The organism is Micromonospora sp. B9E7 (assembly GCF_039871815.1).
Classification (GTDB): domain Bacteria; phylum Actinomycetota; class Actinomycetes; order Mycobacteriales; family Micromonosporaceae; genus Micromonospora.
Genome location: NZ_JBDPLX010000017.1, coordinates 137034 through 152694 on the forward strand (window position 1 = coordinate 137034; position 15661 = coordinate 152694).

The window sequence follows — 15661 nt, forward strand, 5'->3', positions numbered from 1 at the left end:
CACGATGACACCCTCCCGTTAACGGCACCCGAGTTCCTTTAAGCTGTTGAGTACGATAACAGCCATCCGAAGTTAAGGGAACTGGAGACCCGTTATGACCGTCGGTGCGATCCGGCCCGGTGGACGGACCGCCCGGGTACGCGCTGCCGTGCTCCGGGCCGCCGCTGACGCGCTCGTCGAGCACGGCTTCGACCGTCTCGACCTCGCCGATGTGGCGCGCCGTGCCGAGGTAGGCAAGACGACGGTCTACCGCCGCTGGGGTACGGTCGCCGGCCTCGTCGCCGACCTGCTAGCGGACATGGCGGAACAGTCGTCGCCGCGGGCCGACACCGGCTCGCTGATCGAGGACCTGCGCGCTAATGCCCGGCTCGTGCAGCGCACCCTGGTCGATCCGCGCCAGGGGGCACTGTTCCGGGCGGTCATCGTCGCCGCGACCTGCGACTCCCGTGCCGCCGAGGCGCTGCATCGCTTCTATGCCGCCCGCATCGCCGAGTGGACTCCTTGCGTCGAGCAGGCCGTGCAGCGGGCGGAACTGCCGGCGGGTACGGATGCGGCCGAAGTCATTCGCGCCGTCTCGGCACCGCTCTACTACCGCTTGCTCATGAGCGGAGATCCCCTCGACGAGGCTGCGGCGAGCCGGGCTGCCGAAGGGGCAGCGGCAGCCGCCCGCGCCGGCGTTTACACGCCCGCCAACGGTCGCAACTGACAACGCATCACATCCTCATTTGCCGCGATCCGCTGACAAGGCGAGCGCGTCGCTACGGCTACCGGCGAGCTGCGCTCGGCAGCAGCGAGGACCGACGACCTTCGACGGCAGCGCCTGTAGCACAAGTGCCACCCTGGGGCGTATGTATGAAGTTGGACTGCGGGAGATGCGGCAGAACGCCAGCGACCTGGTGCGCAGGGCGCAGGCCGGTGAACGCGTGACGGCCACCGTCGCCGGCAGACCGGCTGCCGTACTCGGCCCGGTCAGTCCTCGAAGCTGGCGCGAATGGGACGACCTGGCCGCCGTGTTCGATCACCCCACCGAACCAGGGTGGGCAGACGATCGGGACCTCCTCGACGACACCGTCACCGATCCGTGGGTTGAGCGGTGAGCCGCGGCATCCTCGACACCAGCGTCCTCATCGCTACCGACGTAACCCCGATTCCGGGCGAACTGGCCATCAGCGTCGCACGCGATTGGCTGCACGCGTCGTCGAGATCGGCCGCCAGCCACGAGCCAGAGTGATGGACCTGCCCATCGCCGCGACCGCTCACGCGCATGACGCCGCCATCTACACCCGCAACGCAGACGATCTCGCAGGCCTCGAAGACCTCATCACGATCCGCACGATCTGACCTTCGAACAAGATGGCCAGATCACGCGATTGACCCACCTGGCTTGCGCCAGCGACCCGTCCAGCAGGAACAGCAGGGGTCCCCTCCCGACGACTCTGTCGGGAGGGGACCCCTGCTGGTCTGCGGTGTGACTACGGCTTGACGTGCGCGTTCACGAACGACGGGTAGCCGAAGACGCTGGAGATGAAGATCCCGCCGGCCTTGGACCCGTGCACGTTGTAGGCCACGTCGACGTAGAGCGGCACCACCGGCGCGTACTCCTTCATGATCCGCTCGTCGAGCTTGGCCCACTCCGGGCCCTGCTCGGCCGGGGCGAGCGCCAGGATGCGGTCCATCTCGGCGTTGATCGCCGGGTCGTTGAAGTAGGACTGGTTGCTGTTGCCCTCGGCCTTGATGGTGCGACCGTCGTAGAGCACCGGCAGGATCGACGCCCCGCTGGGCCAGTCGGCCGCCCAGTTACCGATGTACAGGTCCCAGGGGTTGTCCTTCTTCTTGATCTCGTCGAGCTTCGCGTCGTCGGAGATGTTCCGCAGCGTGATCTTGAATCCGGCCCGCTCCAGGTTCGCCTTGAGCTGGGCACCCTGCTGCTGCTCGGTGGAGTTGTCGGCGACGCCGAGGACCAGCTCCGGAGTCTTCCCGCCGAGCAGTTCCTTGGCCTTGTCGACGTTGCCGTTGGCACCCGCCGGGTACGCCTCGTACGCCTTGTAGCCGATGGTGGCCGGCGGCATCAGCGTGGTCAGCGGCGCGGCGACGTTCTGGCCGCCGAGCACCTTGATCATGCCCTCGCGGTCGATCGCGTAGTTGAGCGCCTGCCGGACCTTGAGATCGGTGACCCGCTGGTTGTTGATGACCAACTGGTTGGCGCTCGGGGTCGGGGAGAGGATGCTGCGCGACTTGAGCGTGGCGTCCCCGGCCACCTTGGCGACCAGCGAGGCGGGCACGGTGTTGAAGGCGAGGGCGCTCTGGTCGGCGCCGTTGTCGGCGATCACCCGGTTGTTCGCGGCGTCCGCGGTCGGCCCGAAGGTCCAGACGAACTGGTCCGGGTACTGGTGCCGGACCGGGTCGGTGTTCGGGTCCCAGTTGGGGTTGCGGTCCAGGGTGATCTGCACGCCTACCTGGTTCTTGGCGACCTTGTACGGACCGGACGAGAACGGCTGCTTGTCCAGGTCGACACCGGTGTCCTTGTCGGCGGGCAGCGGCGCGGTGGTCGGCAGCGAGACCGCGAACGGCAGGTCACAGCGGGGCTTGGCGAACTCGAAGCGCAGCGTCTTGGCGTCCGGCGTGCTCAGGCCGGGCGGCAGCGACGTCTTGTTCTTCTTGAAGTCCCACTTGGTGTCGAACTGCGCGGTGTCGGCCAGCCACTCCTGGATGTAGGTCGGGCCGCCGGACAGGTCCGGGTCGAAGGACCGGGCGATGCCGTACGCGATCTCCTTGGAGGTGATCGGCCGGCCGTCCTCGAACTTCACCCCGTCCTTGACCGTGAACTCCCAGACCTTGCAGTCGTTGTTGACGTTCTTGCCCGGCGTCTCGGCCAGGTCGCCCACCAGGACCAGGCCGCCCTTGCCGTCGTCCTTCCAGGTGGTCAGGTAGCGGGCGAAGAGCGGGCTGGCCATCAGACCGGCGAACGAGTACGTCCGCTGCGGGTCGAGGTGGGAGATCGGCGACTCCCGGATGATGGTGAAGGTGCCACCCTTGGCGGCGCCGCTCACCTCGGCCGCCGGCCCCTGCGAGTCCTTGGGGTCGGTCGCGATGACCCCGGTCTGCTTCCGGTCGGTGTCCACAGTGGTGCCCTCGCCCGTGTTCTTCGAGCACGCACCCAATGCCACAACCAGAGCGATCGCGCCGCCCGCGGCAGCCACCACGCGTGGTCGCATGAAGTACCTCCTTCACCCATGTGCCGTGCGGTTTCGTCGGGGCGAGAACCGCCGACGTCCCGAGGATCGTAAGGAAGAAAACCTACGAGTTGTGTAACAGTTGTCGATAAATTTCGCCAGCAGCCGCGCGCTGGACAGGACCGAGTCAGCGCAGCCGCACCCGCGGATCGATGGCTGCGTAGAGCAGGTCCACCAGCACGTTCGCCAGCACCACGAAGACGGCCGCGATCAGCACGGTGGCCATGATCGTGGGCAGGTCACCCGCGCGGACCGCGTCCACCGCCGTACGCCCCAACCCCTGGATGCCGAACGTCGTCTCGGTGATCACCGTGCCGCCCAGCGCCCCGCCCACGTCCAACCCCGCGATGGTCACCACCGGGGTGATCGCCGCGCGCAGCGCGTGTCGCCCGTACACCTTGGGTTTGGCCAGGCCCTTGGCCCGCGCGGTCCGGACGAAGTCCTCCGACAGCGTCTCCAACATCTGCGCCCGGGACAACCTGGCGTAGATGGCCGAGAAGAGGAAGGCCAACGCCACCCAGGCCAGCACCAGCCCACTGGCCCACTTCGCCGGGTTGTCGAAGAGCGAGGTGTAGCTGGGCACCGGCAGCCACCGCAGGTTGTAGACGAACACCAGCAGCAGCACCGCGCCCACGAAGTAGAGCTGCAACGAGGCGCCAGTCAACGAGAAGCCAATCGCGGCTCGGTCCAGCCAGGTGCCCCGCCGCAGCGCGGACACCATGCCCAGCCCCACCCCCAGCAGCAACCAGAGAATGGCCGCCGGGATCACGATGCTCAGCGTCACCGGCAGCACCCGGGCGATGGTGTCCGAGACGGCCTCGTTGGTGACGTACGACCAGCCCAGGCAGGGCGCGTCGCACCGGCCACCCTGGGCGCTACCCAGGTCCCGACCGGTGACGATGCCCTTCATGTAACCGGCGTACTGGCTGATCAGCGGGTCGTTCAGGCCCAGGTCGTCGCGGACCCGCTCCAGCCGCTCCGGGTTGCAGTTCTTGGAGCAGATGCTGCTCACCGGGTCGCGCGGCAGGGCGAAGAACATCAGGAAGGTCAGCACGCTCACCGCGAGCAGGGTCAGCACGGCGGAGAACATGCGCTTGAGCAGGAATCGCGTCATGGCGAACCCCCTACCGGGACGACTTCGGGTCGAGCGCGTCCCGCAACGCGTCGCCGAAGAGGTTGAAGGCGAACACCAGCGCGAAGATCGTGATGCCCGGGAAGAACACGTACGCCGGGTCGGTCTGGAGGTAGTCCAGACTGTCGTAGATCATCCGGCCGAAGCTCGGCGTCTCGTCGCTGAGGCCGACGCCGATGAACGAGAGCGCCGCCTCGCTGGTGATGAACTGCGGCACCGCCAGGGAGAACGACACCAGGATCGGCGCCCAGATGTTCGGCAGTAGTTGCCGGAAGAGCATGTGCCCCAACCCGGCGCCACTGGCCTTGGCCGCCTCCACGAACTCCCGCTCGCGCAGCGCGATCACCTGCCCACGCACCAGCCGGGCCGTGCTGGTCCAGCCGAAGATGGCGAAGACGGCGATCAGCACGCCCACCCCGAACGCCGCCGACACCTGCCCCCGCTCACCGTAGAAGCGCAGCGTGATGGTGGGGGTGAGCGCCAACGCGATGATCAGGAACGGCATGGCCAGGGTCAGGTCGGTGATCCAGTTGACCACCGCGTCGAGCCACCCGCCGAGGTAACCGGCGAGCGCACCCAGCACCACCCCGATCGCCGCGGTGATCAGGGCCGCCGCGATCGCGATGAAGAGCGACGTCCGCAGCCCGTAGATCAACCGGATGAAGATGTCCCGGCCCAGCCCCGGCTCCAGACCGAACCAGTGCTCGCCGGTGACCCCGCCGGCGTACCCGAGCGGCATGCCGTTGCCGTCCAACAGGTTCTGGAACTGATCGCGCGGGCCGACCCCGTAGACCATCTCGATCAGCGGGGCGGACAACGCCAACACCATGAAGAAGACCAGGAGTACGCCGCTGAGCACTGCCGTACGGTCGCGGCGCAGCCGCATCCAGGCGAGCTGACCGGGCGAGCGGCCGACAACGCCCTTCGCGGCGGGCCCGCCCGCATCCGTGCCGGACTCGATCTCGGCCAGCGCCACACCCTCCACCGGGGACAGGCTCACGACGACACCTCCTCGACGTTCGCGTCGGCCCCGCGGCCCGCTTCGGCGGCGGCCACGTCCGCGCCGGCGTCGCCCGGCTCGGGGCTCGTGCTGGCCGCTTCCCCTTCGGGGCTGGTGCTGGCTGTTTCCCCTTCGGGGCTGCTGCTGGCTCCCTCCCCTTCGGGGAAGTGACACGCGGTTGCCTGCCGGCCGCCGTCGCGCGGGACCAGCGCCGGCTCCTCGGTGGCACAGATGTCCTGCGCCTTCCAGCAGCGGGTACGGAACCGGCAGCCCGACGGAGGGTCGAGCGGGGTGGGCACGTCACCGGTCAGCCGGATCCGGCCCGCCGGGCCGAGCTGGGTGACGTCCGGGATCGCCGAGAGCAACGCCCGGGTGTACGGGTGCTGCGGGCGCTCGTAGATGTCCTCCCGGTCGCCGATCTCCACGATCCGGCCCAGGTACATCACCGCGACCCGCTGGCAGAAGTGCCGGACCACAGCCAGGTCGTGCGCGATGAACACGAACGCCAGGTCGAGCTCCCGTTGCAGGTCACGCAACAGGTTGACGACCTGCGCCTGGATCGAGACATCCAGCGCGGACACCGGCTCGTCCGCGACGATCAGCTTGGGCCGCAGGGCCAACGCGCGGGCGATGCCGATGCGCTGGCGCTGACCGCCGGAGAACTCGTGCGGGTACCTGTTGTAGTGCTCCGGGTTCAACCCGACCAGCTCCAGCAACTCCTGCACCCGGGCCTTGATCCCACCCGGCGGCTTGATCCCGTTGACCTGCAACGGCATCGCCACGATCCGGCCGACGGTGTGCCGGGGGTTCAGCGACGCGTACGGGTCCTGGAAGATGATCTGGAGTTCCTGGCGCAGCGGACGCAACTCCCGCCGGCCGGCGTGCGTGATGTCCTGCCCGGCGAACTCGATGCTGCCGCTCGTCGGCTCCAGCAGCCGCACCAGCATCCGACCGGTGGTGGTCTTACCGCAGCCCGACTCCCCCACCAGGCCGAGCGTCTCGCCGGGCCGCACGTCGAAGTCGAGCCCGTCCACCGCCCGCACCAGGCCGGTGGAACGCAGCCCCACGCGTACCGGGAAGTGCTTGGTCAGCCCGCGTACCCGCAGCAGCGGTTCGTCGGTCATCGGGCCACCCCCACGGATGCGACGTCCTCGGCGTAGAACGCGGCGCGCTCCTCCGCGCTCAGATGACAGGCGACGAGGTGACCGTCGACCCCGGCCGCGCGCAGCTCGGGCACCACCTTGCGGGAGCGACTGCCGGCGCGGTCCGCGTACCGGCAGCGTGGGTGGAACGCGCAGCCGGACGGCAGGTTGATCAGGCTCGGCGGGTTGCCGGGGATCGGCAGCAGGTCCGCGTCCGCGTCGCCGTGCAACGACGGCACGCTGGAGAGCAACCCCCAGGTGTACGGATGCTGCGGCGAGCGGAGCACCTGCTCGACGCTGCCCCGCTCGACGGCGCGACCGCCGTACATGACCAGCACGTCGTCCGCGACCTGGCCGACCACGCCGAGGTCGTGGGTGATCAGGATGATCGCGGAATGGAACTCGGCCTGGAGGTCGGCGAGCAGGTCCAGGATCTGTGCCTGCACGGTGACGTCCAGCGCGGTGGTCGGCTCGTCGGCGATCAGCAGCGCTGGATCGTTGACCAGCGACATCGCGATCATCGCCCGTTGCCGCATGCCGCCGGAGAACTCGTGCGGGTACTGGTCGAAGCGGCGCGCCGGCTGCGGGATGCCGACCCGGTCCAACATGTCGACCGCCCGCTGGCGGGCCTCGCGCCGGTTGGCCTTCGGGTGGTGCACCCGGTACGCCTCGGCGATCTGTCGACCCACCGTGTAGTAGGGGTGCAGCGCCGACAGCGGATCCTGGAAGATCATCGCCATGTCCCGGCCGCGCAGCCGGCGTACCTCCTCGTCGGGCAGGCCCACCACCTGCCGCCCGCCGACGGAGATCTCGCCGGTGATGGTGGCCCTTCTGGGGTCGTGCAGGCCGAGGATGGCCAGCGAGGTGACGCTCTTGCCGGAGCCGGACTCGCCGACGATGCCGAGGGTGCGGCCCCGCTCGACGGCGAACGACACCCCGTCGACCGCGCGCACCACGCCGTCCTCGGTGTCGAACCGGACTCGCAGGTCACGTACCCGCAGGTAGGCGTCCTCGTTGCCGCGCTGCGTCGGCACGGCGGGATGGTCGTCCGGCTTCCCGGACGGCGCCGGATCCGAGCTGTCCACGGCAACCTCCCTCAGTGACGAAGAGAACTTACAACAAAGTCCCGAGGGTGAAAATAAGCTACAAAGCCGGCACGTGTCAGCGGGCCCGAGCGTAACGAGTCCGCATCGGCCCCGCACCCCCGCCACCTCGCCATCCACACCCGTTCATGCCGCGATCGCACGTTGGGTGCGCTGCCCCCGCGCCCCGCGCAACTTCCCCGATGTTGCTGCCTCCGACACGGAGGAGACAGCAACATCCCCGATACTGCGCGGATCTCGAGTTATCTGCACCATCCCCCGATGCGCCTTGCCTTCGACAGCAGGGACTGCCGCGACTCAGGGGCGATCAGGTGAGGTGCAGATAGTCGGCGCCGCGGCCCCGCCACTTCACCGACCGCGCGGTGTGACGATGACCTGGGCGCCAACGGGCCGCAATCAATCTTGTGCTCGCACGTCGGGTGCGATCTCAGCGATCCGGAACGAGTTGCACTGGGTGGGTGATTCCTGTCGGCATTCTTGGCCGCGCGCTGCCATGGACTGAGTCGGACTACCTCGCTCTCGGCGAGACGGCACAGCGCATCGAACTCCTCGACGGCGGCCTACTCATCGGCCCGTCTCCGTCCGTCCGACACCAGGTGATCGTCGGTGGCCTGCTAGTCGCTCTGGAACGAGGTTGCGCCACTACGAATCGCACCGTGCTCCCGGTGATCAACCTGCGGCTGAACGCCGTGCGGATCCTCAACCCTGACCTCGTGGTGGCCACGGAGCTGGATTTCGAGGCGTCCTGCGTACCGGCAAGACGCGGTCCTCCTGGTCGGTGAGGTCGCCGCGCCACACACCGCCGTCATCGACCGGGTGTTGAAGCCGCACCTGTACGCGGCGGCCGGGATCGAGTGGTATCTGCTCGTTGACCAGGAGACCCTGACCGTGCGTCTCCACCAACGGCAGGGCGGCCACTACGTGGAGAGGGCAACGACCAAGCGCGGTGAGGTTCTGGAACTGACCGAGCCGGTGCGGGCCACGATTCGACCGGAGGATCTCGTCCCCTGACGGGTGGCGGTCCGCTGGCCTAGGGTCGGTCCATGACCGAGTTCGACGCGGCCACGGCCGCCGTCCAGGCCGCCCTCGACGCGGGAGCGCGGTACGCCGACGCCCGGGTGATGCACCGCCGCTACGAGTCGATGACCGCGCGCAACGGCGACGTGGAGGAGCTGACCCAGGACGAGAGCATCGGCCTCGGTGTCCGGGCACTCGTGGGTGCGAGTTGGGGCTTCCACGCCGTACCCGATCTCTCCGACGCCGCCGCCCGCGACGCCGGCCGGCGCGCGACCCGTACCGCCATGGCGAGTGCGCGGGTGCCGGGCCCGCCGGTCGACCTGGTGCCGGTCGAGGCGGTCACCGCGAGCTGGGCCTCCGGCTGCCAGATCGACCCGCTCGGGGTGCCCCTGTCCGACAAGGGTGACCTGCTGGTCGACGCCACCCGCACGATGGTCGAGCACGGCGCGGACCTGGCCGAGGGCCTGTACCAGATCTGGGACACCGCGAAGTGGTTCGTCTCCAGCGAGGGCCACCGGATCGACCAGCGGATCCGCGAGTGCGGGGGCGGCATCTCCGCCACCGCCATCGGTGACGGCGAGACGCAGCGCCGGTCCTGGCCGAGCTACCGGGGGCAGTACGGCACCACCGGGTGGGAGCTGGTCGAGTCGCTCGACCTGGCCGCGCACGCCGCGCAGATCGCCGACGAGTCCCGAGCTCTGCTCACCGCGCCGCCCTGCCCGGCCGGCGAGACGGATCTGATCCTCGGCGGCGAACAGTTGGCCCTGCAGATCCACGAGTCGGTCGGGCACGCCATCGAGCTGGACCGGATCCTCGGCTGGGAGGCGGCGTTCGCCGGCACGTCCTGGCTGGACCTGGCCCAGCTCGGCTCGCTGCGCTACGGCTCCGAGCTGATGAACATCACCATCGACCCGACCATCCCCGGCGCGCTGGGCAGCTTCGGCTTCGACGACGAGGGCTCCCCGGCGGTCAAGCGGGACGCGGTCCGCGACGGTCGCTGGGTCGGTGTGCTCGCCGGTCGGGACTCCGCCGCCATGGCCAGCCTCGACTACGGCGGCAGCGTACGGGCCGACGGGTGGGCCCGACTGCCGATGGTGCGGATGACGAACGTCGGCCTGGAACCCGGCCCGCACACCCTGGAGGAGATCATCGCGGCCACCGACGACGGCGTGCTGATGGACCTCAACCGGTCCTGGTCGATCGACGACAAGCGGCTCAACTTCCAGTTCGGCTGCGAGGTCGGCTGGGAGATCAAGAAGGGGCGGCGGGGGCGGATGCTGCGCAATCCCACGTACACGGGGATCGGCCCGCTCTTCTGGCGCTCGATGGACATGCTCTCCAACGAGACGATCTCCTGGGGGACGCCGAACTGCGGCAAGGGCCAGCCCGGCCAGGTCGGCCACACCGGCCACCCGGCGGCGCCGGCCAGATTCAAGAACGTCCGGGTGGGGGTGTCCGCGTGAGCGCGAGGAGTGAGCCGGTCCTGCGAGCCCCGCAGCCGCGAACGAAAGGTGGCTCCGCGTGAGTGGGCAGACGGAGGCGGAGCTGGCCGGGCAGGTCGTCGAGCTGGTTCGCCGCCTCGGTGGTCCGGCCGCGCAGGCCGACGCGGTGGTGACACGGGCGGACCTGGCGCTGACCCGGTTCGCCAACTCGGCCATCCATCAGAACGTCGCGGAGTCGACGGTCGGGGTCCGGCTACGGCTGCACGTGGACGGTCGGACCGCCGCCGGCAGCGGCAGTGTGGTCACCGCCGACGGGCTGCGAGCGCTGGTGGAGCGCACCCTGGCGGCGGCGCGCCTCTGCCCACCCGACCCGGGCTGGCCGGGGCTGTCCGCGCCGACGCCCACGCCGGACGCGCCGCCGGTGGACGAGGCGACCGCGTACGCCGACCCGGATCAGCGGGCCGACCGGGTGGGCGCGTTCGTGGCCGCCGCCGGGGGCCTGAGCACAGCCGGCTACTGCCGCACCGCGCATCGCTCGTCGGGGTTCGCCAACTCGGCCGGGCACACCGCGTACGGTCGCTCGGCGGAGGCGGCGATGGACGGCATCGCCCGCCGCGACGGCGCGGACGGGGTGGCCCGGCGCTGCGCGGACCGGCTCTCCGACGTCGACGGTGCCGAGTTGGGGGCGCACGCCGCGGCGAAGGCGCAGGCCGCGGCCGATCCGGTCGAGTTGCCGCCGGGGCACTACGAGGTGGTGTTCGAGCCGGCCGCGGTGGCGGACCTCCTGCAGAACCTGTCCTTCTACGGCTTCAACGGCAAGCGGTACGCCGAACGGCAGTCGTTCGCCGAGCCGGGGGTTGCCCAGTTCGACCGGGCGGTGACCCTGGTGGACGACCCGCTGGGCGCGTCGGGCCTGCCGTTCGACGCGGAGGGCACCGCACGTCGGGCGTTGACACTGGTCGAGGCGGGCACCACCCGGGCGGTGGCGCATGACCGGCGGACCGCGGCCGAGGCGGGTACGCAGTCCACCGGGCACGCGGTCGCGGGTGGCGCCACCTGGGGTCCGATGGCCCGCACCATGCGGCTGTCCGGCGCGGCCGCGGGGCCGGCCAGTGCGAACGGCCGGAGCACCACCGGCGCGGCGGCCGGGGCGGTCGTCGACGCGGACACCGCCGCGCTGGTCAGCGGCGTACGACGAGGGCTGCTGGTCAGCGATCTGTGGTACACGCGGGTGCTCGATCCGAAGAGCCTCGTCGTCACCGGGTTGACCCGTAACGGCGTCTGGCTCATCGAGGACGGCACTGTCGTGCGGGCGGTGCGCGACCTGCGGTTCACCGAGTCGTACCCGCGAGCGCTCGGGCCGGGGGCGGTGCTCGGGCTGGGTGCGCAGCCGGTGCGGCAACCGGATCGGGTGGACGGTGCATGGTGGGCGGCGCCGTCGCTGCGGCTGGCGTCCTGGCACTTCACCGGAGGTGCCTCCGGCTGACGTTCGACGGCGCGGCGCAGACGGCGCGGCACAGACGGCGCGTCGAGGGCCTTTTCCGCAGGCCAGACACACGGGACGGTCCCTTGCGCGGACGGCTCGCAGAGATCGGCGTAACGTGTGTCACTTAGCTGCGTCGGTCGATCCGGCGTGGTCGTTGTGTGCGCAGGACGTGGCAGCGGGTGCGGTTCTCCGGTCCGCGTGCCGACCGGTGAACGATCAGCCCGCCCGTACGGGCCCGTCGAGGAGACGACTCGAATGACTTCAACGGCAACGAGGCCGCGGGGAGCGCGGGCGCGCGCCGCCATCGCGGCGAAGACGTTGCGTACCGACCGCTGGTGGTTCGCCCCGCTGATCACCGTGATCGGGCTCAGCGCCTGGGTCGCGTACGCGACGGTCCGGGTCTTCCAGCACGACAACTACTGGGTCAACGACTACCACTACCTGACCCCGTTCTACTCCCCGTGTGTGACCGACCGGTGTGTTGAGGCAGCCTCGCACTTCGGGCGGTTCCTGCCCGGCTGGTGGATCATCCCGGACGCCGCGCTGACCCTGCCGTTCCTGCTGCTGTTCCGGCTCACCTGCTACTACTACCGCAAGGCGTACTACCGGTCGTTCTGGCTGTCGCCGCCGGCCTGCGCCGTGCCGGACGGCCACAAGGAGTACGGCGGTGAGACCCGTTTCCCGCTGCTCGGTCAGAACCTGCACCGTTACTTCTTCTACGCCGCCGCGATCATCTCGCTGATCAACACCTGGGACGCGATCCTCGCCTTCCACTCCCCCAAGGGCTTCGGCTTCGGGCTGGGCAACATCATCCTGGTGCTCAACGTGGTGATGCTCTGGGCGTACACGATCTCCTGCCACTCCTGCCGGCACATCATCGGCGGCCGGCTGAAGCACTTCTCCAAGCACCCGGTGCGGTACAAGGCCTGGACGTTCGTCTCGGCGTTGAACGTCCGGCACATGCAGCTCGCCTGGATCACCCTCGGCACCCTGGCGCTGGCGGACTTCTACATCATGGCGCTCGCTGCCGGCTGGTTCTCCGACCTGCGGTTCATCAACTAAAGGGCCCCTGACATGACCACTACCACTCGCATCGAACGACACCACTACGACGTCGTCGTCATCGGGGCCGGCGGCGCCGGTCTGCGTGCCGCCATCGAGGCCCGGCTCGCCGGCAAGAAGACCGCGATCATCTCCAAGTCGCTGTTCGGCAAGGCGCACACGGTGATGGCCGAGGGCGGCGCCGCCGCGGCGATGGGCAACGTGAACAGCCGGGACAACTGGCAGGTGCACTTCCGCGACACCATGCGCGGCGGCAAGTTCCTCAACAACTTCCGGATGGCCGAGCTGCACGCGAAGGAGTCGCCGCAGCGGATCTGGGAGCTGGAGACGTACGGTGCGCTCTTCGACCGCACCAAGGACGGCAAGATCTCGCAGCGCAACTTCGGTGGCCACGAGTACCCGCGCCTGGCGCACGTGGGCGACCGGACCGGCCTGGAGCTGATCCGCACCCTCCAGCAGAAGATCGTCTCGCTTCAGCAGGACGACCACCGGGAGTTCGGCTCGTACGACGCCCGGATCAAGGTGTTCTCCGAGACCACCATCACCGAGCTGCTGCTCGACGGTGACCGGGTCGCCGGCGCGTTCGGCTACTACCGCGAGTCGGGCGAGTTCATCCTCTTCGAGGCGCCGGCCGTGGTGCTGGCGACCGGCGGCGTCGGGCGCTCCTACAAGGTCACCTCGAACTCCTGGGAGTACACCGGGGACGGGCACGCGTTGGCGCTGCGCGCCGGGGCGACGCTGATCAACATGGAGTTCCTCCAGTTCCACCCGACCGGCATGGTCTGGCCGCCCTCGGTGAAGGGCATCCTGGTCACCGAGTCGGTCCGTGGTGACGGCGGCGTCCTGAAGAACTCCGAAGGCAAGCGGTTCATGTTCGACTACGTCCCCGACGTCTTCCGCAAGCAGTACGCGGAGACCGAGGAGGAGGCGGACCGCTGGTACACCGACCCGGACAACAACAGGCGTCCACCGGAGCTGCTGCCCCGCGACGAGGTGGCCCGCGCGATCAACAGCGAGGTCAAGGCCGGCCGGGGCTCCCCCGCCGGTGGTGTCTTCCTGGACATCGCGAGCCGGCGTTCGGCTGACGAGATCCGTCGACGACTGCCGTCGATGTACCACCAGTTCAAGGAGCTGGCCGACGTCGACATCACCTCCGAGGCGATGGAGGTCGGGCCGACCTGCCACTACGTGATGGGCGGCGTCGAGGTCGACCCGGACTCGGGTGCGGCCTTCGGCCACGTACGCGGGCTGTTCGCCGCCGGTGAGGTTTCCGGTGGCATGCACGGCTCGAACCGGCTGGGCGGCAACTCCCTGTCCGACCTGCTGGTCTTCGGCAAGCGGGCGGGCGGGCACGCCGCCAGCTACGCCGACGGGCTGACCGCCCGGCCGCAGGTGGCCGTGGACGCCGTCGAGGCCGCCGTGGAGACCGCACTCGCCCCACTCCAGCGCGACACCGGCGAGAGCCCGTACACCCTTCAGCAGGACCTTCAGGCGGTCATGGGGGACCTCGTCGGCATCATCCGGCGCGAGGGCGAGCTGGCCGATGCGTTGGTGCGCCTGGCCGAGCTGCGCGAGCGGGTCGCCAAGGTGAGCGCGGCCGGTGGCCGGCGCTACAACCCGGGCTGGCACCTGGCCCTGGACCTGCGCAACATGCTGGTGGTCTCGGAGTGCACCGCGAAGGCGGCGCTGGAGCGGCAGGAGTCGCGCGGCGGGCACACCCGGGAGGACTACCCGGCGATGGAGCCGAAGTGGCGGCAGGTCAACCTGGTCTGCTCGCTGGACGGCGACAGCGTACGGCTGACCCGTAAGCCGCTGCCGAAGATGCGGCCGGAGCTGATCGGCCTCTTCGACCGCGCGGAGCTTTCCAAGTACCTCACCGACGAGGAGCTGGCCGACTTCGACGCCCTCGTCGCCGACGCTGGAGAGGCGGACAACCGATGAGCGCGAAGCGTCAGTTCCGGATCTGGCGGGGCGACGAGACCGGCGGGGACCTGCAGGACTACATGGTGGAGGTGAACGAGGGCGAGGTCGTCCTCGACGTCATCCACCGTCTGCAGGCCACCGACGCGCCCGACCTGGCCTGCCGGTGGAACTGCAAGGCCGGCAAGTGCGGCTCCTGCTCCATGGAGATCAACGGCAAGCCGCGGCTGGGCTGCATGACCCGGATGTCGACCTTCGGCGACGACGAGACCGTCACGGTCACCCCGCTGCGTACCTTCCCGGTCATCCGGGACCTGGTCACCGACGTCTCGTTCAACTACGAGAAGGCACGGGAGACGCCGGCGTTCGCCCCGCCGGCCGACGTCGCACCTGGTGACTACCGGATGCAGCAGGTCGACGTCGAGCGCTCGCAGGAGTTCCGTAAGTGCATCGAGTGCTTCCTGTGCCAGACGGTCTGCCACGTGATCCGCGATCACGACGAGAACAAGCAGGCGTTCTCCGGCCCGCGGTACTTCATCCGGGCGGCCGAGCTGGACATGCACCCGCTGGACACCCGGACCGACCGCAAGGAGTACGCGCAGGCCGAACAGGGCCTCGGATTCTGCAACATCACCAAGTGCTGCACCGAGGTCTGCCCCGAGCACATCAAGATCACTGACAACGGGATCATCCCCATGAAGGAACGGGTCGTCGACCGCAGGTACGATCCCCTTGTGTGGCTTGGTAGCAAGATCTTCCGTCGGGGCGAGACGCCCCAGACCAGCGTGACCACCGCCCGTCAGGGCTCGGCGACGCCGGGTTCAGCCCGCGGTGGGGTGCACTCGCACGCGGGTGGCTCCCACGATTCGCAGGCTGAGGCGCAGGCGCAGAGCGGCGTCAACTGGCACCGGGAGGTGCCCCACCCGACCGCTCCGGCGGTGGACGACCGGGGCAAGCTGCCACTGACCGAGCTCACGTTCGACCGGGCCGCCGCGCCGTCGCCGTTCGGTGACGACGTGACCTTCCCGCTGCCTCCGGAGCACCTCAACTTCGCGCACCCGGACCAGGACAACAAGCACTAAAACCTCAACGACACAACGGGGGCCGCGGCAGTAGCCGCGGCC

The 15661-nt window shown here is 69.5% G+C and carries 14 protein-coding genes; 9 read left to right on the forward strand and 5 right to left on the reverse strand.

Translation table 11 applies throughout. The annotated features are described in order from the left end of the window. Positions 1-94 precede the first annotated feature (94 nt). The 3 genes from ABGB10_RS24500 to ABGB10_RS24510 all read left to right on the forward strand — a co-directional run bounded on the left by ABGB10_RS24500 (position 95) and on the right by ABGB10_RS24510 (position 1231). Positions 95-706, forward strand: a complete 612-nt coding sequence (locus ABGB10_RS24500) for a TetR/AcrR family transcriptional regulator C-terminal ligand-binding domain-containing protein (protein WP_347663292.1) — start codon at positions 95-97, stop codon at positions 704-706. Between the two features lie 142 nt (positions 707-848). After that, positions 849-1097, forward strand: coding sequence for a type II toxin-antitoxin system prevent-host-death family antitoxin (locus tag ABGB10_RS24505; protein WP_347663293.1), 249 nt, complete (start codon positions 849-851; stop codon positions 1095-1097). Then, entirely contained in the window at positions 1094-1231 is a 138-nt protein-coding gene (locus tag ABGB10_RS24510; RefSeq protein ID WP_347663294.1) for a hypothetical protein, read from the forward strand. The genes ABGB10_RS24505 and ABGB10_RS24510 overlap by 4 nt, the downstream gene beginning before the upstream one ends. 241 nt (positions 1232-1472) lie before the next feature. Here ABGB10_RS24510 and ABGB10_RS24515 read toward each other — a convergent pair whose 3' ends face one another. From ABGB10_RS24515 to ABGB10_RS24535, 5 genes are all read right to left on the reverse strand, one after another. Beyond that, the gene (locus ABGB10_RS24515; RefSeq protein WP_347663295.1) at positions 1473-3215 is read right to left on the reverse strand and encodes an ABC transporter substrate-binding protein; all 1743 of its coding nucleotides are present in this window, start codon (positions 3213-3215) and stop codon (positions 1473-1475) included. A 145-nt stretch (positions 3216-3360) separates the two neighbouring features. Beyond that, positions 3361-4347: an ABC transporter permease gene (locus ABGB10_RS24520; RefSeq protein WP_347663296.1), complete on the reverse strand. Its 987-nt coding sequence runs from the start codon at positions 4345-4347 to the stop codon at positions 3361-3363. Between the two features lie 10 nt (positions 4348-4357). Next, positions 4358-5365 carry an ABC transporter permease gene (locus ABGB10_RS24525; RefSeq protein WP_347663297.1) on the reverse strand — a complete coding sequence of 336 codons (1008 nt, stop codon included), beginning with the start codon at positions 5363-5365 and terminating at the stop codon, positions 4358-4360. Continuing rightward, positions 5362-6489: a dipeptide ABC transporter ATP-binding protein gene (locus tag ABGB10_RS24530; protein ID WP_347663298.1), complete on the reverse strand. Its 1128-nt coding sequence runs from the start codon at positions 6487-6489 to the stop codon at positions 5362-5364. Before ABGB10_RS24530 ends, ABGB10_RS24525 begins: the two co-directional genes overlap by 4 nt. Next, on the reverse strand, positions 6486-7541 hold the full coding sequence (locus ABGB10_RS24535; RefSeq protein ID WP_347663313.1) for an ABC transporter ATP-binding protein: 1056 nt from the start codon (positions 7539-7541) through the stop codon (positions 6486-6488). The genes ABGB10_RS24530 and ABGB10_RS24535 overlap by 4 nt, the downstream gene beginning before the upstream one ends. An 840-nt stretch (positions 7542-8381) precedes the next feature. Between ABGB10_RS24535 and ABGB10_RS24540 the strand changes: the two genes are divergently transcribed. The 6 genes from ABGB10_RS24540 to ABGB10_RS24565 all read left to right on the forward strand — a co-directional run bounded on the left by ABGB10_RS24540 (position 8382) and on the right by ABGB10_RS24565 (position 15619). Further along, positions 8382-8621, forward strand: a complete 240-nt coding sequence (locus ABGB10_RS24540) for a Uma2 family endonuclease (protein ID WP_347663314.1) — start codon at positions 8382-8384, stop codon at positions 8619-8621. Between the two features lie 32 nt (positions 8622-8653). Continuing rightward, positions 8654-10090: a TldD/PmbA family protein gene (locus ABGB10_RS24545; RefSeq protein WP_347663299.1), complete on the forward strand. Its 1437-nt coding sequence runs from the start codon at positions 8654-8656 to the stop codon at positions 10088-10090. A gap of 58 nt (positions 10091-10148) precedes the next feature. Next, a complete protein-coding gene (locus tag ABGB10_RS24550; RefSeq protein WP_347663300.1) occupies positions 10149-11555 on the forward strand; it encodes a metallopeptidase TldD-related protein in 1407 nt (468 codons plus the stop codon). 255 nt (positions 11556-11810) lie between these two features. After that, complete coding sequence (locus ABGB10_RS24555; protein WP_347663301.1) at positions 11811-12617, forward strand: hypothetical protein; 807 nt, start codon at positions 11811-11813, stop codon at positions 12615-12617. A gap of 12 nt (positions 12618-12629) precedes the next feature. Further along, positions 12630-14558 (forward strand): fumarate reductase/succinate dehydrogenase flavoprotein subunit, encoded by a 1929-nt coding sequence (locus tag ABGB10_RS24560; protein ID WP_347663302.1) that lies wholly within the window; start codon positions 12630-12632, stop codon positions 14556-14558. Beyond that, positions 14555-15619 (forward strand): succinate dehydrogenase/fumarate reductase iron-sulfur subunit, encoded by a 1065-nt coding sequence (locus ABGB10_RS24565; RefSeq protein WP_347663303.1) that lies wholly within the window; start codon positions 14555-14557, stop codon positions 15617-15619. Before ABGB10_RS24560 ends, ABGB10_RS24565 begins: the two co-directional genes overlap by 4 nt. Positions 15620-15661: the final 42 nt, after the last annotated feature.